A 17,043-nucleotide genomic window follows, 5' to 3' on the forward strand; every position below is an offset into this window, starting at 1 on the left:
TGATGCGCCCACCCGAATTGATGCGTTCTGCCGGGCTTCAGCCCAGCTTGTCCTTGAGGATCTGGTTGACGACGGCCGGATTGGCCTTGCCCTGCATCGCCTTCATCGTCTGGCCGACGAAGAAGCCGAACAGCTTGTCCTTGCCGCCGCGATATTCGGCGACCTTGTCCTCGTTGTTGGCGATGATCTGGTCGATCGCGGTCTCGATGGCGCCGGTATCGCTGACCTGCTTGAGGCCCTCGCTATCGGCGATTTCCCCGGGATCGCGACCGGTCTTGAGGACGATCTCGTAGATTTCCTTGGCCTGCCCGCCCGAGATTTCGCCCTTGGCCTGCATGTCGAGGATGCTCGCCTGCGCCTCGGCGGTGGCATGGGCCGGATTCGCCTCCTCGCCGAGCGACTTCATGACGCCGGGCGCGACAGAGAGCGCCCAGTTGGCGACCTGCGTCGCGACCTCGGCCTCGGGCTTGCCGATACCCTTGGCGGTGGCGGCGAGCAGCGTCTCGAAGCGCGCGAAGGTCTCGACCTCGGCGGTCAGCTCGCGCGCATTGTAGGGCGTCAGGCCCAGCTCGGTCTCGTAGCGCGCGCGCTTGGCGTCGGGCAATTCGGGCAGCGAGGCGCGGCATTCGTCGAGGAAGCCGTCCTCGAGCTCGAGCGGCAGCAGGTCGGGATCGGGGAAATAGCGATAGTCATGCGCGTCTTCCTTGCTGCGCATGGTCCGCGTGGTCCCGGTGTTCGGATCGAACAGGCGCGTTTCCTGGTCGACGCTGCCGCCGTTCTCGAGCACGTCGACCTGGCGGTTGGCCTCGTATTCGATGACCTGCATCACGAAGCGCACCGAGTTGACGTTCTTGGTTTCGGTCCGCGTGCCGAAGGGCTCGCCCGGCTTGCGAACGCTGACGTTGACGTCGGCGCGCATCGAGCCTTCTTCCATGTTCCCGTCGCACGATCCGACATAGCGCAGGATGCTGCGCAGCTTGCGGACATAGGCGCCAGCCTCTGCCGGGCTGCGCATGTCGGGCTTCGACACGATCTCCATCAGCGCCACGCCGCTGCGGTTGAGATCGACATAGGACATGGTCGGATGCTGGTCGTGCATCAGCTTGCCCGCGTCCTGCTCGACATGGATGCGCTCGATGCCGATGACCTTGTCCTCGGGAATGCCGGCCTTCTCGTCGGCCTCGATATGCAGCGAACCCTCGCCCACGATCGGGTGGTAGAGCTGGCTGATCTGGTAGCCCTGCGGCAGGTCGGCGTAGAAGTAGTTCTTGCGGTCGAAGCGGCTGTATTTGTTGATCTCGGCCTCGATCGCCATGCCGGTGCGCACCGCCTGGCGGATGCATTCGCGATTGGGCACGGGCAGCATGCCGGGCATCGCCGCGTCGACGAGGCTGACCTGCGAATTCGGCTCGGCGCCGAAGGCGGTGCTGGCGCCGCTGAACAGCTTGGCTTTCGAAGTGACCTGCGCATGGACCTCGAGGCCGATCACGACCTCCCACTCGCCCGTTGCGCCCTGGATGCGATAACTACTCATCAATTTTGCTGCCCTGCTTGATCGATACCTTCATATCGGAGCGATCCCTGACTGGCGGTTCATAGGGAGGAAGTTGACCATCTGGCCCGAACCGCGCCTCTCCATGCTCGACATTGCGCGAGATGAAGAGCGCGACCATTCCGGTAAGGAAAACCGAGCCCACGATGATCAGGATCATCGTCATTACCACCACTTCTCCGGCTTCGCCTCGAACTCGGCGCGCTGCTGGATCGCGAGGCCCACGTCGAGCACGCCCTGCTCGTCGAAAGGCTTGCCGACCACCTGCAGGCCGAGCGGGAGGCCATCGGAATTGAGCATGGCGGGCACGCTCATCGCGGGCAGGCCGGCGAGGCTCGCCGGGACCGCGAAGACGTCGTTGAGATACATCGTCAGCGGGTCTTCGTTGAGCGAATTGAGCGGGAAGCTCGCGGTCGGCGTGGTCGGCGCGAGGATCGCGTCGCACTGGCCGAAGGCATTGGCGAAGTCCTGCGCCACCAGTGTGCGGATCTTCTGCGCCTGCGTGTAATAGGCGTCGTAGAAACCGGCGCTCAGCACATAGGTGCCGATCAGGATGCGGCGCTTGACCTCGTCGCCGAAACCGGCGGCGCGGGTCGCGGCATACATGTCCTGCAGCCCCGCCCCGTCGGGCAGGTCGCGCAGGCCGTAGCGCACGCCGTCATAGCGCGCGAGATTGCTCGAGGCTTCAGCGGGCGCGACGATGTAATAGGCGGGCAGCGCATATTTGGTGTGCGGCAGGCTGACGTCGACGATCTCGGCGCCGGCATCGCGCAGCCACTCCTTGCCCTGCTCCCAGCTCTTGAGGATTTCCTCGTCGGTCCCGTCCATCCGGTATTCCTTCGGGATACCGATCTTCTTGCCCTTGAGGTCCGCCGACAGCGCGGCTTCCCAATCGGGCACGGGCATGTCGAGGCTGGTCGCGTCCTTGGGGTCGAAGCCGGCCATGGCTTCGAGCATGATCGCGCAATCTTCGACGCTGCGCGCCATCGGCCCGGCCTGGTCGAGGCTGGAGGCGAAGGCGACCACGCCCCAGCGGCTGCAGCGGCCATAGGTCGGCTTGATTCCGCAGATGCCGGTGAAGGCGGCGGGCTGGCGGATCGAACCGCCGGTGTCGGTGCCGGTGGCGGCGGGCGCAATGCGCGCGGCGACCGCGCTCGACGAGCCGCCCGAGGAGCCGCCGGGCGACATGTCGGTGTTGGCCCCGCCGGCCTTGCGCCAGGGCGAGACGACATTGCCGAAATAGGAGGTCTCGTTCGAGCTGCCCATCGCGAACTGGTCGAGGTTGAGCTTGCCGAGCATGCCCGCGCCCGCATCCCACAGGTTCTGGCTGACGGTGCTCTCGTATTCGGGCTTGAAGCCTTCGAGGATGTGGCTTGCGGCACTGGTCTGGACGCCCCTGGTGGCGAACAGATCCTTCATGCCGATCGGCACGCCGCCCATCGCCCCGAGCGCCTCGCCCCTGGCGCGCTTGGCATCGACCGCATCGGCGGCAGCGAGCGCGTGGTCGGGCGTGGTGACGATGAAGGCGTTGAGTTCCGCGGCCTCGGCGACCGCGGTGTTGAAGGCCTCGGCCACCTCGCGCGCGGTGAAATCGCCACCGGCGACACCATCGCGGATCGCCTTGACGCCCAGATTGGTCAGTTCGGTCATTTCTCTGTCTCTTCCGTCAGCGCGTGGCCTTCGACAAGCTCAGGCTGAGCGGGTGTAGTAATTTCGGCAACCAAATCCGCTCGTCCTGAGCCTGTCGAAGGACAGTCACGACGCCGCATTATTCGATCACCTTGGGCACGCCGAAGAAGCCGTGCTCGGCGGCGGGGGCATTGGCGAGCACGTCGTCGCGCCGGCCGCCGGCGGTTTCGGGGATGGCATCGACCACGTCGTCGCGCAGCCGCAGCGTGTTGGGGATGACCGCGGTCATCGGTTCGACGGCGGAGGTGTCGACCTCACCCAGCTGTTCGACCCAGGCAAGGATGCCGTTCAATTCGGGGACCATCCGGTCGAGCTCGGCATCGCCCATCCTGATGCGGGCGAGCGAGGCGATCTTGGCCACTTCTTCGCGTGTAACTGACATGGCTCGCGCGTTAGCGGCACAGGCGGCGAGCTTCAAGCGCGATGCTGCAGCGCAATGCTATTCGAAGGGCTCGCCGGCGGGCTGGCCATCGATATAGATTCGCCGCCCGGTCCAGTCGCGGATTTCGACCGTGGAATCGGCCGACTGCGGCGGCGGGTCCGGATCGACCCCTTCAGGCATCTGAACAGCAACCGAAAACGAGTCGCCCTCTTCGCGTCGGACTGGCGGCGCTGCGAGCACGCGCTTGCTGACTTGCCCTGACTCGACAAAAGCAATCGTGTGCCCGCCCTCGTCGCTCGGTCCAAGGTCGAGCGCGACGCAGGGCTTGTTACAAATCCAGGCATTGTCGCGCACTTCGGCCTCGACCGCGTCGCGCAGGCTCCCCGCGGGGATGTCGGCACGCAAGTTGGCCAAGCGTGCTTGACGTTTGTAGCTATCGTCGGCCTGCCAGCGATTGGGACGATTTTGGCGCTCCTGTGCTTCTTTCGCCAGCTTGGCGACTTCGGCGTCCTTGCTTCGAGCAAGCTGCGCCAGCGCCCTCCTCCCCGCATCGCCGAAATCCCAGCGCAGCGCGTCGAAGTCGAATTCCTCGACCGCCACCTTGCCGCTTTCGAGCCGCTCGACCTGGTTGCGCGTCGATACCGCGCCGAAGTCGAACAGCGGCAGGGCGAGGAGGAAGGCGAGTACGCAGGTGCCGACCGCGAGGTGCATGTTGGCGCCGCGCACGCGCGCCATCCAGCCGGCCATCCGTCCGCGGATCGGGGCGACGAAATAGGCCACGCCATAGGCCACCGCGACGGCCACCGCGATCACGCCCCAGATGCGCTCGGGGCTGAGGCCGTATTGGGCGATCCGCGTTCCGGTGGAGATCGCGGCGAGCAGCGCCAGCGGGAATATCGCCAGCGCCAGCGCCAGCGCCGCCCAGCGCATCACGCGGTTGCCGCTCGCTTCTTCCTCGCCATTGCGGATCACCGCATTGACCAGCACGAAGCTGGCGACGGCGACCGAGAGCAGCAGCGGCGTCGGGCTTTGGGTGGCGTTCCACAGGACGGATATCCCGCTCGCCAGCACGGCGGCGAGGAAGATCGCCAGCGCGATCGCCAGCGGCACGGCGATGATGGCGAAGACCAGCATCACCACCGACTGGAGCGTGCCGATCACCTTCAACTGGTTGCGCAGCACGCCCAGCGCCGCGCCGAAGGCCGCCCCCGAGAAGGTCCAGCCGAACCAGCCCTTCTCGATCAGCTCCTTGAGCAGGTCGATCTCGATCGCGGCGAAAAGTTGCGAGAGCAGGAACAGGAGCAGCCACGAAAGCCCGGTGAAAGCGAGCGCGCCCGCCGCGCTGATGGCGTCGGTCCAGACGTGGAAATGCGTCGCGTCGTAGGGCGTGCGCCAGCGCAGGCGATGGAAGCCCGCCTGGAACAGCGGCAGCGCCAGCGCGATCGCTACCACCGCCGCGGCGAACCAGAAGGGCGCATCGGCGTGCTGTTCTCCGCCCGCCGCGACCCGCCAGGCGATCCCCGCCATGACCAGCGCGACCAGCGCCGCGAAGGCCAGCGGCTCCCGCCACCGGGCGCGATCGAGCGTGAAGGCGAAGGCCAGCGGACCAAAGGCCACCGCGGCGGTCAGCGCCGCGCGCCATGGCGCCCAACTGTCCGCATCCCACTGGGCGAGGAAATGCACGCCGAGGCCGGCGAGACCCAGCAGGCCCGCCAGCACCCAGGGGCGCAGCGCCCAGTCCTCGTGCTGCATTGCAACGGTATCGGTCATGCGCGGCCTCCCTCGCCTCGCACGACCTTTAGCGCATCACGCGGCGCCCCGCATGGGCAAACCGCAGAAAACGCGGGGAAACCCTATTGCGGCGCTGCGGGAGCCGGTGCGTCGCCGCCCTGGCCCTGCTGCTGCTGTCCCATCATCTGCTGGAGCGCGGCGGCGCGCGCCTGGAAATCGTCGCGGCTCATGAAATCGACCACTTCGACCTCGAACACCAGATCGGCATTGGCCGGGATCGGCGAGCCCGGGGGCGGTTCGGCGCCATAGGCCTGCTCGGCGGGGATGGTGAGGACGTATTTGCCGCCCTTCTGCATCTGCCCCAGCCCCTCGATGAAGCCGTCGATGATCGCGCCTTCCTCGAGCAGCAGGGGGTTGCCTTCGGGGAACAGCCCCGGGGGCACGGGCAGCGGCTGCGAGCGGTCGAATTCGGTGCCGTCGGCGAGCTTGCCGACATATTTGACGAAGACCACGTCGCCCACCTTGGGCGAATCGCCCGTGCCAGCGGTGACGACCTCGACGTTGAGGCCCTTGGGCACGGCGGCCCAGGCGAGGCCGGCCCCGAACAGCACGGCGACGATCACGCCGAGCCACAGCTTGGTCAGCGAGCCCTTCTTGATGGGCTGGAGGGGAACGCGGGTAATCTCGGTCATCGAACTCGTCCTGATACGCAAAGGGCGCGGATTTCTCCGCGCCCTCATGGCTTAGCTTGGATTTGCTGGCAACGGCTTACTTGACGCCGTCACGCTCCATGCGCTTGCGCTCGAGCTTGCGGGCGCGGCGAACGGCGGCAGCCTTTTCGCGGGCGCGCTTTTCGCTCGGCTTCTCGTAGTGGCGACGCAGCTTCATTTCGCGATACACGCCTTCACGCTGCAGCTTCTTCTTGAGCGCGCGGAGGGCCTGGTCGACATTGTTATCGCGAACCATGATCTGCATAAACTTCAATACCTCGACTTTGCGGGCCAGAGCCCGCAGCGCGGGTTTTGCCTCCTTGAAACGGTTTCGCCAAAAGAACGAAAAACGCGCCGAATCCGTTCCGGACCGGCTCGAACGGGGGCGCACATAAGGATTCTCCAGCACAAAGGCAAGTCTTTGTCGCATTCGCCGCATGGCCGCGCACATCGGGATGACGAACGGGCAATTGGCGGCTAAGGGCTGCGGCAATGTCCTCATTTTCTCCCTATGTGGCCGCGCTGCACGTCTTTCTGGGCGGCGGCTTCGGCGCGATGCTGCGCTGGCAGCTGGGCCGCGCGATGACGCAGTGGCTCGGCCCGCAGATGGTCACGACCTTCCCCTTCGCCACGCTCGCCGCCAATGCCGCGGGCAGCCTCGCCATGGGTCTGCTGGCCGGCTGGCTGGCGCGCCACGGTAGCGGCGAAGGCGAACAGTTGCGCCTGCTTCTGGGCGTCGGCCTGCTCGGCGGCTTCACCACTTTCAGCGCCTTCAGCCTCGAAATGGTGCTGATGATCGAGCGCGGCCAGTATCTCTTCGCGCTGCTCTATGTGGTGCTGTCGATCGCGCTGGGGCTCACCGGAATGATGGCCGGGCTCAACCTGATGAGGATGGTCGGATGAAGACCTCGGACGAAGTGCGCAGCTTCACCGTCGAAGCCGACGACGACGGTATCCGCGTCGACCGCTGGTTCAAGCGGCATCTGCCGCAGGTCGGCTTCGGTACGGTCAGCAAATGGGCTCGCACCGGTCAGGTGCGGGTCGACGGCAAACGCGTGAAGCCCGACGACCGGCTGGCGCAGGGCCAACAGATCCGCGTACCCCCCGGCGGCGATGCGCCGCACAAGAAGGACAAGCCCAAGCGCGAATTGTCGAAGGCCGAGATCGAACAGGCCGAGGCGATGGTCATCCACCAGACCAAGGGCGCGCTGGTGCTCAATAAGCCGCCCGGCCTCGCGACGCAGGGCGGGACCAACACTTTCAACCATGTCGACGGGCTGCTCGACGCCTTCGCCCCCGGCGAGGAAGACGTCCGCCCGCGGCTGGTCCACCGGCTCGACAAGGACACCAGCGGCGTGCTGCTGGTCGCGCGCACGCCGGGCAGCGCGGCGTTCTTCTCGAAGCGCTTCTCGGGCCGCTCGGCGAAGAAGATCTACTGGGCGCTGGTGATGGGCGTGCCCGACATCAAGGAAGGCGTGATCGAAGCGCCGCTCGCCAAGCAGCCGGGATCGGGCGGCGAGAAGATGCATGTCGATCACGAGGGCGGCCAGTCGGCAAAGACAAAGTATCGCGTGGTCGACAGCGCGGGCAAGAAGGCCGCCTGGCTCGAACTGCAGCCAATGACCGGCCGCACGCACCAGTTGCGCGTCCATTGCGCGGCGATGGGCCACCCGATCGTCGGTGACGGCAAGTATGGCGGCAAGGACGCCTTCCTGACCGGCGCGGTCAGCCGCAAGATGCACCTCCATGCCCGGCGGCTGATCATCGACAGCCCCGATGGCGGCAAGCTCGACGTGACCGCCGAATTGCCCGAACATTTCGCTGGCAGCATGGAGCATCTCGGTTTCGAGGAAAGCGCCAGCGATGCGACCCCGATGCGCGACGATCCGCCGCCCAAGAGCCGCGAGGAAAAGAAGCAGCAGGCGCGCCAGCACGCCAAGAACTTCCGCAAGTCGCAGCGTTCGCCGCGCCGTTCGCGCGGCGCCGCAGGCAAGCCGGGTCCGAAGCCCAAGCCCAAGGGCAAGCGCTGATGCACCCCAACCCGCTGTTTCGCACCGATGACCACGCGCAGATGCGCGCCACCGTCGAGCGGATCGGCTTCGGCATGATCTTCCTCACCACCCCGCAGGGACCGCGCGTGGCACACACACCGCTGCTGTGGACGGGCGAGGACCGGCTCCGCTTCCACCTCGCGCGCGGCAATGCGCTGGTGCGGCATCTCGACGGCGCCACCGCGCTGGCCACGGTCAATGGCGCGCACGGCTATGTCTCGCCACGCTGGTATGAAAATCGCGATACGGTGCCGACCTGGGACTATGTCGCGATCGAGCTCGAGGGACTGGTGCGCCGGCTGGACGATGCCGAGCTCGACGGTCTGCTCTACGACCTCATCGACACGCATGAAGACCGCCTCGAAGGCGAGCGCTGGAACGCCAGCGAGGCGAGCGAGGACATGTGGAACGGCCTGTTCAAGGCGATTGTCGGTTTCGAGCTCGAGGTGCGCGAATGGCGCCCGACCTACAAGCTGTCGCAGAAGCGCAGCGCCAGCGAGCGCGAGGCGATCGCGGCGGGGCTCGCCGTTGGCGGCAACGAGGAGCTCGCCGCAACGATTCGCGGGCTCGCCGGATGAGCCGTCTCGTCGTCTTCGATTGCGACGGTACGCTGGTCGATGGCCAGGCGGCGATCTGCGAAACCATGGAGCAGGCCTTCGCCAGGACGGGCCTGGTCGCCCCCGAACGCCATCACGTGCGCCGCATGGTCGGGCTGAGCCTGCCCTACGCGCTGCGCGAACTGGCCCCCACCGCCAGCGATGAAGAACGCCACGCGGTGGTCGAAGCCTACAAGTCCGGCTTTCGCGATCTGCGCCTCTCGGGCGCGTTGCGCGAACCGCTGTTCGAAGGCATCAGCGCGCTGATCGACGAACTGGGTGACGCCGGACATCTGCTCGCGGTCGCCACCGGCAAGAGCGATCGCGGACTTCACGCCTGCCTCGACACACATGGCATCCGCGAGCGTTTCGTCTCGCTGCAGACCGCCGACCGGCACCCATCGAAGCCGCACCCCGCCATGCTCGAGGCGGCGCTGGTCGAGGCCGGTGTCGCGCCCGCCGAGGCGGTGATGATCGGCGATACCAGCTTCGACATGGAGATGGCGGTGGCCGCGGGCGTGCGCGCGATCGGCGTGTCCTGGGGCTATCACGAGCCGCACGAATTGCTCGACGCGGGGGCCAGCGCGGTGGCCGAAACCGCGCGCCAATTGGGAGACCTGATCCGTGGACCAGCATGACCCTTCCGCACATGATCCGGCCAAGGCACGCTTCCTGACGATCCAGGCGGTGCGCCTCTCGGGCGTGGCGCTGGCGGTGCTCGGCGCGCTCGTGCTGGCGCTGGTCCTGCCGCTGCCCGAGGTGGCAGGTTATGTCCTGCTCGCGCTCGGTGCGCTCGACGTCTTCGTCCTCCCGCTGGTCCTCGCCAGGCGCTGGAAGAGCGGCGAATGAAGCGCTTCTACAAGCAGGTCAGCGTCGAGAAGAGCGATCCCGGCCACTACGTCGCGCTCGACGGCAGGCCGATCAAGACGCAGGGCGGCAAGCCGCAGGTGGTTGCCTCCGAAGGACTCGCGCAGGCGCTGGCGGCCGAATGGGCCGCTCAGGGCGAGACGCTCGACCCGGCGCATTTCGCCTTTCGCGACATGACCGACTACGCGCTCGACGTGGTGCCCGAGGCGCGCGAGGAGATCGTCGCCAAGCTGCTGCGCTACGCCGACACCGATACGCTGTGTTATCGCGCGCATCCCGACGAGCCGCTGTGGCATCGCCAGCGCGAGGTCTGGGACCCGCTGGTCGAGGCTCTCGAGGCGCGCGAAGGCGTGCGCTTCGAACGCGTCAGCGGGATCCTCGCCAAATCGCACCCGCCCGAGACGCTCGAGCGCCTGGGGGCACGCCTCGAGAGCCTCGACGACTTCACCCTCGCCGCGCTCGAACAGCTGACCGCGCTCGCCGCCTCGCTGTGCATCGGGCTCGCCGCGCTCGAGGACGGGGCCGATGGCGAAGCGCTGTGGGCCGCGGCCAATCTCGAGGAGGACTGGCAGATCGAGCAATGGGGCGAGGACGAGGAAGCGAGCGCACGCCGCGCCCGGCGGCTGGGCGAATTCCTCAAGGCGATGGAGTTCGTGCGGCTGGCGCGAGCCTAGTCGCTTCTCAGCCGATCCAGCTGGCGACGTCGGCCGCGACCTTGTTGGCCGCTTCGTTGAGCGCCGGACCGACGAAAGCCGTCTCGGGTGCTGCCACGGGCACTCGCGCCTCGAACCGGCGCGTCACGACGGCCGAGCCCGCGCCGTTGCGCACCGCATCGAAGGTCACGACGGCTTCGCGCGTACGGGCGTCGTAGCCGAAGCTGCGCAGGCTTCCCTGCAAACGGTCGTTGGCGCTCACGCCCGGATCGTCGCCGTCGATCACGACGCGGTTGGAGCGCGTGCGGATCGTTTCGGCGAGCAGGCGGCGGAACAGCCGCGCGGGCCGTTCGACCCACACCGCGTCCTGGAGATAGGCGATCTCGGTATCGGTGACCTGAACCGGTACGCGGGTGACGTCGAGCGCCTTGGGCACTTCGAATTCTGACAGCACCAGCGCACTGTTCTGCGAACCGCTCGCGCCGGTGCCTGCGGGCGCCGTGGTCGCGGGCGTCAGCGTCAGCAGGCTGTCGGGCGCCTCGCCGCCGAGGCTGAGACAGCCGCCGAGCAACAGGGCCGGGGCCAGCGCGGCGAATTTGATGGTGCGTGTCATGCTCAGGCCCCTCACGGCTTGTAGTCGGGCAGCGGCTGGCTCGATAGCAGCGCGCCCGCGCCCTTTTCGTCGATCTTCTCGGTCACGTCGCGCAGCGCCTTGCTGGTTGCGCGCAGGTCCTTCAGCGTCGCCTCGGCGGCGGGCAGCGTGCTTTCGGTAAGCTGCTTGGTCGCGGGCCGCGCCTCGTTGAGTGTGTCCTCGAGCGCCTTGGCCGCGCCGCTCGCCGATTTGAGCGTCGCGCGCAGGTCCTTGGCGATCGCCTCGCCTTCCTCGTTGAGGATGCGGTCGGTGGTCGCGGTGACCTTCTCGAACTGGTCGAGCGCCTCGCTCGCTTCGCGCAGCGTGACCTGCAGCTCGGCCATGGTCCGCTCCATCTGCGGCGCGGCCGAAGCGAAGCCGGCGCTGGCGGCATTGGTGTTGGCGAGGATCTGCGAGATCTCTTCCTGGTTGCGGTCGCTCAGCAGCATGGTGAGCCGCTCGGTCAGCGTCGCCAGCCGCTCGAGCAGCAACGGCGCGCTCGCCAGCACCGCGCCGAAGCCGCCGCCGGCGGTCGGCGGGATGATCGGGACGCCCTCGGTGCAGGCGGTAGTCTCGCAGGAGATCGGCGGCGCCCCGCTGCGCGCGCCGTCGAGCGTGATCGTCGAGACGCCGGTGAAGCTGCCCTGGATCGTGGCGGTGGTGCCGACGAGGATCGGCACGCTTTCCTTGACCTTGATCCGCACGCGGACGAACTCGGGGTCCTTGTCCCACAGCTCGATCTGGTTGACCTGGCCCACGGGAACGCCGGCGAAATCGACCGAGCTGCCGTTGGCAAGACCGGCGACCGACTGCTTGAAGAAGATGTCGTATTCGTTCTGCGCCCCGCCGCCGAGCCGCGCGAGCCAGACTATGAACAGCGCGAGCGCGCCGAGGATCAGCAGCGTGACCGCCCCCACCCAAACGTGATTTGCCCGCGTTTCCATTTTTGAGGCTATGCCCCCCTACCTGCGGCCCCGAGGCGCCAAAATGGCGAACATATCGGGCGAAAATGCACGCCACAAAGGGCGTAACCCTTTGGAAGCGCATTTTTGTTCGAGATGGAAGCCATTTTGTCGTCCCTCCGGGATCTGGTCGATTTGGCCCCTCGGCGCGTCGACCGACCTTGAATTATTGACATAGTCCTGCGCTCGGCCTCCTCCCGAGGAGCCAAATCGCTCCAGACCTCGGTGTCGCAGGTAGGGGGGCGTAGCCTCATCGGCCCTATGCCTTGCCCGCAGGCGGTTTGTCCAACGCTTTGACCGCATGCGCCGCGACCGGCTCGTCCATATGCTTGCGCAATTCGTCGAGCGCCTGCGCGGTCAATGCGGCGCGTCCGCGCGGGCCGTTGAAATATTCCTGGATCCAGGGATGGTCGAGTTCCATCAGCTTGGGCACGGTGTCGACCGCGATCACCTTCTGGTCGGCGATCACCGCGACGCGGTCGCAGATCTCGTGCAGCGTATCGAGGTCGTGGGTGATCAGGAAAACGGTCAGGCCGAGCGTTTCCTTGAGCTCGCGCGTCAATCGGTCGAAGGCCGCCGCGCCGATCGGGTCGAGCCCGGCGGTGGGCTCGTCGAGGAACAGCAGTTCGGGGTCGAGCGCCAGCGCGCGGGCGAGCCCGGCGCGCTTCTTCATCCCGCCCGACAGTTCCGACGGATACTTGCTCACCGCCTCTTCGGGGAGGCCCGAAAGCATCACCTTGTAGCGCGCGATCTCGTGCCGCAGTTCGGGCTCGATATCGGGGTAGAACTGCTTGAGCGGAACCTCGACGTTCTCGCCCACGGTCAGCGTGCTGAACAGCGCGCCGCCCTGGAACAGCACGCCCCAGCGGTTGCGGATGCCGATATCGTCTTCGGGATCGCTGTCGGTGATCGAGCGACCGAAGACACGCACGTCACCCGCGGTCGGCTTCTGCAGCCCGATGATCGAGCGCATCAGCACGCTCTTGCCCGTGCCCGACCCGCCGACCACGCCGAGAATCTCTCCGCGGCGGACCTTGAGGTCGAGGTCCCGGTGGACGACCTGTTCGCCGAAGGCATTGGTCAGCCCCTCGACGACGATCGGAAATTCGCCGCGATAGCGTTCGTGCCGGCCCAGCTCGCGCCCGGTTTCGTCCTGCGCCATCAGCCCCACCCGACTTCGGTGAAGAACACCGCGAAGAAGGCGTCGATCACGATTACCGCGAAGATGCCGGTAACCACCGCCATGGTGGTGCGCAGGCCGACGTCTTCCGAATTCCCCTTCACCTGCATGCCGTGATAGCAGCCCGCCAGCGCGACGATCAGGCCGAAGACCGGCGCCTTGATCAGCCCGACCCACAGGTCGTGCAGCGGCACCACTTCCTGGATGCGCAGAAGGAAGGTCCAGAAGGGAATGCCGAGCATGAACTGGCCGACGACTGCGCCGCCGACGATCGCCACGCCCGCCGAATAGAAGCCGAGCAGCGGCATCATCAGCACCGCGGCGAGGATGCGCGGTACCACCAGCGCCTCCATCGGCGAGATGCCGATGGTCTGCATGGCGTCGACCTCTTCGGTCAGCCGCATGGTGCCGATCTGCGCGGCGAAGGCGCTGCCCGATCGGCCCGCGACCATGATCGCGGTCATCAGCACGCCCAGTTCGCGCAAGGTGATCCGCCCGACCAGATTGACCGTCAGCGTCTCGGCGCCGAACTGCGCCAGCTGCACAGCGCCCTGCTGCGCGATGACGATGCCGATTAGGAAGCTCATCAGACCGATGATCGGCAGCGCGGTGACCCCGACCAGTTCGAGCTGGCGGACCAGCGCAAGAACGCGAAAACGACGCGGGTGGCGCACCAGGCTGGCGCTCGAAACCAGCAGCGCGCCGAGAAAGCCGAGCACGCCGTAGACCCCGCGCCGCGCACCGTAGACCTTGTCGCCCATCGCCTGCGGCACGCGTTCCCACACCGGCAGGCGCGGCGCGCTCAGATCCTCGTCGGCCGGAGCATCCGTGAGTGCACCGATCAGCCGCTTCGCGCGGTCGCTCGCGCCGGTGATCTCGGCGCCATGAGCATTCGCCAGCCAGCGCGCCATCCACGCGCCGACGGTGTCGATTTCGGTGATGGCGGAGAGATCGATCCGGTCCAGCGGGCCATCGAGCCCGCGCAGATCCTGGTCGATCTCGCCGATGGTCGAGACGAGGTACGGCCCCGACAGCACGAGCGCCGTGCCGCCGTCGTCCCCCTCGACAAGTTCGTATTCGGCGAAACCACCCATTGCGCGCGCGGTATGCGGACAAATCAGTCGCTTGCCAAGCGGCTATCCATGCGCATCACCTCCGGCGTTGCATCGCAGCATGGGCGCTGGCATGGGCGTCCTATCAATTTACCGGCACCGGCCCGCTCCCCCACCCGGCCACCCATAAGATACCGTGCCGTTGCGGCCCGGGGGGGAGCGGGCCGGTCCCGCACACAAGCGCCAGCGACGAGATAAATGACCACCGAGCTACCCAAGACCTTCGACCCCGCCGAAATCGAGAAGCGCTGGTACGCGCATTGGGAAGACAACGGCCTGTTCCGGCCCGAGCGCCCCGAGGCGCAGCCCTATACCATCGTCAACCCGCCGCCCAACGTCACCGGCAGCCTGCATATCGGCCACGCGCTCGACAACACGCTGCAGGACGTGATGATCCGCTACGAGCGGCTGCGCGGCAAGGATGCGCTGTGGGTGGTCGGCACCGACCACGCCGGCATCGCGACGCAGATGGTGGTCGAACGCCAGCTCGAGGAGCGGCAGGACAAGCGCACCAATTACAGCCGCGAGGATTTCGTCGCCAAGGTGTGGGAATGGAAGGAGGAAAGCGGCGGCACGATCACGCGCCAGCTGCGCCGCCTTGGCTGTTCGATGGACTGGAGCCGCGAGCAGTTCACCATGGACGAGCATTTCAGCAATGCCGTGCTCAAGACCTTCGTCGACCTCTACAACGACGGGCTGATCTATCGCGACAAGCGGCTGGTGAACTGGGACGTCAAGCTCAAGACCGCGATCTCCGACCTCGAGGTCGAGACGCAGGACGTCAAGGGCGGGTTCTGGCACTTCAAATATCCGCTCGCGGACGGCGTGAAGACCGCCGAGGGCAAGGATTACCTTGTCGTGGCCACCACGCGCCCCGAAACCATGCTGGCCGACATGGCGGTGGCCGTGCATCCCGACGACGCGCGCTATGCAAGCGTGGTCGGCAAGGAAATCCTCCAGCCGATCACCGGTCGCCGCTTCAAGGTGGTGGCCGACGAGCATGCCGATCCCGAACTCGGCTCGGGCTGCGTCAAGATCACCCCGGGGCACGATTTCAACGACTTCGACGTGGGCAAGCGCGCCGGGATGAAACCCGCCGAGATGCTCAACATGCTCGATGCCGAGGGTAATGTCTGCCAGACGGCTGACGGGCTGGTTCCAGAGGAATTCCTCGGCCTGCACCGCTTCAGGCGCGACGGCGTCGACGGCGCGCGCGAACTGGTGGTGGCGCGGATGAAGGAACTCGGCTTCCTCATCCCGCACGTGACCAAGGACAAGGATGGCGAGCCGGTCGAGAGCGATTTCGAGCCGCGCACCATCGCAACGCCCTTCGGCGACCGCGGCGGCGTGGTGATCGAACCCTGGCTGACCGACCAGTGGTATGTCGATGCCGAGACGCTCGCCAAGAAGCCGATCGAGGCGGTGAAGAGCGGCGACATCGAGATCGTCCCCAAGAGCTGGGAGAAGACCTTCTTCAACTGGATGGAGAACATCCAGCCCTGGTGCGTCAGCCGCCAGCTGTGGTGGGGCCACCGCATTCCGGCGTGGTACGATACCGAGGGCAAGGCCTATGTCGCCATGACGGAGGAAGAGGCGCAGGCACAGGCGGGGGAAGGCGTGGCGCTGACCCGAGACGAGGACGTGCTCGACACCTGGTTTTCCTCGGCGCTGTGGCCTTCGGCGACGCTCGGCTGGCCCGAGCAGACCGACCTGCTCGCCAAGCACTATCCCAACGACCTACTGATCAGCGGCTTCGACATCCTGTTCTTCTGGGATGCCCGCATGATGATGATGGGGCAGTACAACACCGGCCAGAACCCGTGGCCCAAGCTCTACCTCCACGGCCTCGTACGCGCCGCGGACGGGCAGAAGATGTCCAAGTCCAAGGGCAATGTCGTCGACCCGCTCGGCCTCATCGACCAGTACGGCGCCGATGCGCTGCGCTTCTTCATGGCGGCGATGGAAAGCCAGGGCCGCGACATCAAGATGGATGACAAGCGGATCGAGGGCTATCGCAATTTCGCGACCAAGCTGTGGAACGCGACGCGCTTCTGCCAGGCCAACGGGATTGGTGCCAGCACCAACATCGCGGCGCCCGAGGCCAGCCACGCGGTCAACCGCTGGATCATCGGCGAGGTGGTCGAGACCAAGCAGGCACTCGACGCTGCACTGGCAGAGCTGCGCTTCGATGCCGCCGCAAATACGATCTACCACTTCGTGTGGGATCGCTTCTGCGACTGGTATATCGAGCTGATCAAGGGCAATTTCGACGACGAAACGAAAGCCGTCGCCGGCTGGGCGCTCGACCAGATCCTCGTCATGCTCCACCCCTTCATGCCCTTCATCACCGAAGAGCTGTGGTCGAAACAGGGCGCGCGCGCGGACTACCCGCTGATCACCGCCAAGTGGCCCGATCCTCAGGCCGAGGTCGATACGGAGGCCAAGGCCGAGATCGACTGGCTGATCGCGCTCACCTCCGCCGCACGCACGGCCAAGAACGAGCTGGGAATCGCGCCGGGCGCCAAGCTGGCGGCATTCGTCGCCGCGCCCTCGCCGCTCGGCAAGCGCGTCGTCGAAGCGAATGCCGCCTCGATCGAGCGCCTCGCGCGCCTGACGCCGGTGACTTTCGGCGAAACACCCGCCGGCCCCGCCATGCAGATCGCCGCGGGCGAGGACGAGTTCGTTATCCCGCTCGAAGGCGTGATCGACATCGATGCCGAGAAGACGCGTCTCGAAAAGGCGCTCGTCGCCTCGCAGAAGGAAGCCAGGTCGCTCGATGGACGCCTGTCGAATGCGAACTTCGTCGAACGCGCCAAGCCCGAAGCGGTCGAGAAGGCCCGCGCCGACCATGCGCATCACCTGGCCGAGATCGCCCGCCTCGAAGCGGCGCTCGCGCGGCTGGGGTAAGGTCGAACCTACCAATCCCG

The 17,043-nt window shown here is 66.7% G+C and carries 18 protein-coding genes; 7 read left to right on the forward strand and 11 right to left on the reverse strand.

Going from position 1 to position 17,043, the window contains the following annotated elements; translation table 11 throughout:
• Positions 1 to 37: 37 nt before the first annotated feature.
• The 7 genes from gatB to rpsU all read right to left on the reverse strand — a co-directional run bounded on the left by gatB (position 38) and on the right by rpsU (position 6,329).
• A complete protein-coding gene (gatB, locus tag K3181_RS11560; protein ID WP_221603256.1) occupies positions 38 to 1,534 on the reverse strand; it encodes an Asp-tRNA(Asn)/Glu-tRNA(Gln) amidotransferase subunit GatB in 1,497 nt (498 codons plus the stop codon).
• A complete protein-coding gene (locus K3181_RS11565; protein ID WP_221603257.1) occupies positions 1,527 to 1,718 on the reverse strand; it encodes a hypothetical protein in 192 nt (63 codons plus the stop codon). The genes gatB and K3181_RS11565 overlap by 8 nt, the downstream gene beginning before the upstream one ends.
• The gene (gene gatA / locus K3181_RS11570; protein ID WP_221603258.1) at positions 1,718 to 3,202 is read right to left on the reverse strand and encodes an Asp-tRNA(Asn)/Glu-tRNA(Gln) amidotransferase subunit GatA; all 1,485 of its coding nucleotides are present in this window, start codon (positions 3,200 to 3,202) and stop codon (positions 1,718 to 1,720) included. The genes K3181_RS11565 and gatA overlap by 1 nt, the downstream gene beginning before the upstream one ends.
• A 118-nt stretch (positions 3,203 to 3,320) precedes the next feature.
• On the reverse strand, positions 3,321 to 3,623 hold the full coding sequence (gene gatC, locus K3181_RS11575) for an Asp-tRNA(Asn)/Glu-tRNA(Gln) amidotransferase subunit GatC (RefSeq protein ID WP_221603259.1): 303 nt from the start codon (positions 3,621 to 3,623) through the stop codon (positions 3,321 to 3,323).
• A gap of 57 nt (positions 3,624 to 3,680) precedes the next feature.
• Positions 3,681 to 5,393 carry a DUF4153 domain-containing protein gene (locus K3181_RS11580; protein WP_221603260.1) on the reverse strand — a complete coding sequence of 571 codons (1,713 nt, stop codon included), beginning with the start codon at positions 5,391 to 5,393 and terminating at the stop codon, positions 3,681 to 3,683.
• A gap of 83 nt (positions 5,394 to 5,476) precedes the next feature.
• On the reverse strand, positions 5,477 to 6,046 hold the full coding sequence (locus K3181_RS11585; protein ID WP_221603261.1) for an FKBP-type peptidyl-prolyl cis-trans isomerase: 570 nt from the start codon (positions 6,044 to 6,046) through the stop codon (positions 5,477 to 5,479).
• Between the two features lie 76 nt (positions 6,047 to 6,122).
• A complete protein-coding gene (gene rpsU / locus K3181_RS11590; protein ID WP_007011585.1) occupies positions 6,123 to 6,329 on the reverse strand; it encodes a 30S ribosomal protein S21 in 207 nt (68 codons plus the stop codon).
• A gap of 227 nt (positions 6,330 to 6,556) precedes the next feature.
• Here rpsU and crcB point away from each other — a divergent pair, with 227 nt between their 5' ends.
• The 6 genes from crcB to K3181_RS11620 are packed head-to-tail and all read left to right on the forward strand — an operon-like array spanning position 6,557 to position 10,252.
• Positions 6,557 to 6,967 carry a fluoride efflux transporter CrcB gene (gene crcB, locus K3181_RS11595; protein ID WP_221603262.1) on the forward strand — a complete coding sequence of 137 codons (411 nt, stop codon included), beginning with the start codon at positions 6,557 to 6,559 and terminating at the stop codon, positions 6,965 to 6,967.
• A complete protein-coding gene (locus K3181_RS11600) occupies positions 6,964 to 8,094 on the forward strand; it encodes an RluA family pseudouridine synthase (RefSeq protein ID WP_221603263.1) in 1,131 nt (376 codons plus the stop codon). The genes crcB and K3181_RS11600 overlap by 4 nt, the downstream gene beginning before the upstream one ends.
• Entirely contained in the window at positions 8,094 to 8,693 is a 600-nt protein-coding gene (locus tag K3181_RS11605; protein WP_221603264.1) for an FMN-binding negative transcriptional regulator, read from the forward strand. Before K3181_RS11600 ends, K3181_RS11605 begins: the two co-directional genes overlap by 1 nt.
• Positions 8,690 to 9,349, forward strand: a complete 660-nt coding sequence (locus K3181_RS11610; RefSeq protein WP_221603265.1) for an HAD-IA family hydrolase — start codon at positions 8,690 to 8,692, stop codon at positions 9,347 to 9,349. Before K3181_RS11605 ends, K3181_RS11610 begins: the two co-directional genes overlap by 4 nt.
• Positions 9,336 to 9,560 carry a hypothetical protein gene (locus tag K3181_RS11615; RefSeq protein WP_221603266.1) on the forward strand — a complete coding sequence of 75 codons (225 nt, stop codon included), beginning with the start codon at positions 9,336 to 9,338 and terminating at the stop codon, positions 9,558 to 9,560. Before K3181_RS11610 ends, K3181_RS11615 begins: the two co-directional genes overlap by 14 nt.
• Positions 9,557 to 10,252 carry an ATP12 family chaperone protein gene (locus tag K3181_RS11620; protein WP_221603267.1) on the forward strand — a complete coding sequence of 232 codons (696 nt, stop codon included), beginning with the start codon at positions 9,557 to 9,559 and terminating at the stop codon, positions 10,250 to 10,252. The genes K3181_RS11615 and K3181_RS11620 overlap by 4 nt, the downstream gene beginning before the upstream one ends.
• A 7-nt stretch (positions 10,253 to 10,259) precedes the next feature.
• Here the strand turns inward: K3181_RS11620 and K3181_RS11625 are convergent, their stop codons facing one another.
• The 4 genes from K3181_RS11625 to K3181_RS11640 all read right to left on the reverse strand — a co-directional run bounded on the left by K3181_RS11625 (position 10,260) and on the right by K3181_RS11640 (position 14,098).
• On the reverse strand, positions 10,260 to 10,844 hold the full coding sequence (locus K3181_RS11625) for an ABC-type transport auxiliary lipoprotein family protein (protein ID WP_221603268.1): 585 nt from the start codon (positions 10,842 to 10,844) through the stop codon (positions 10,260 to 10,262).
• An 11-nt stretch (positions 10,845 to 10,855) separates the two neighbouring features.
• Positions 10,856 to 11,806 carry an MlaD family protein gene (locus K3181_RS11630; protein WP_221603269.1) on the reverse strand — a complete coding sequence of 317 codons (951 nt, stop codon included), beginning with the start codon at positions 11,804 to 11,806 and terminating at the stop codon, positions 10,856 to 10,858.
• Positions 11,807 to 12,083: 277 nt separating this feature from the next.
• Positions 12,084 to 12,986, reverse strand: coding sequence for an ABC transporter ATP-binding protein (locus tag K3181_RS11635; protein WP_221603270.1), 903 nt, complete (start codon positions 12,984 to 12,986; stop codon positions 12,084 to 12,086).
• A complete protein-coding gene (locus K3181_RS11640) occupies positions 12,986 to 14,098 on the reverse strand; it encodes an ABC transporter permease (protein WP_221603271.1) in 1,113 nt (370 codons plus the stop codon). Before K3181_RS11640 ends, K3181_RS11635 begins: the two co-directional genes overlap by 1 nt.
• Positions 14,099 to 14,314: 216 nt before the next feature.
• On the opposite strand from K3181_RS11640, the gene K3181_RS11645 reads away from it, so the two are divergent.
• Complete coding sequence (locus tag K3181_RS11645; RefSeq protein ID WP_221603272.1) at positions 14,315 to 17,023, forward strand: valine--tRNA ligase; 2,709 nt, start codon at positions 14,315 to 14,317, stop codon at positions 17,021 to 17,023.
• The last annotated feature ends 20 nt before the right edge of the window (positions 17,024 to 17,043 follow it).

Source organism: Qipengyuania mesophila (genome assembly GCF_019711655.1).
In the GTDB taxonomy this organism is placed as follows: Bacteria; Pseudomonadota; Alphaproteobacteria; order Sphingomonadales; family Sphingomonadaceae; genus Qipengyuania; species Qipengyuania mesophila.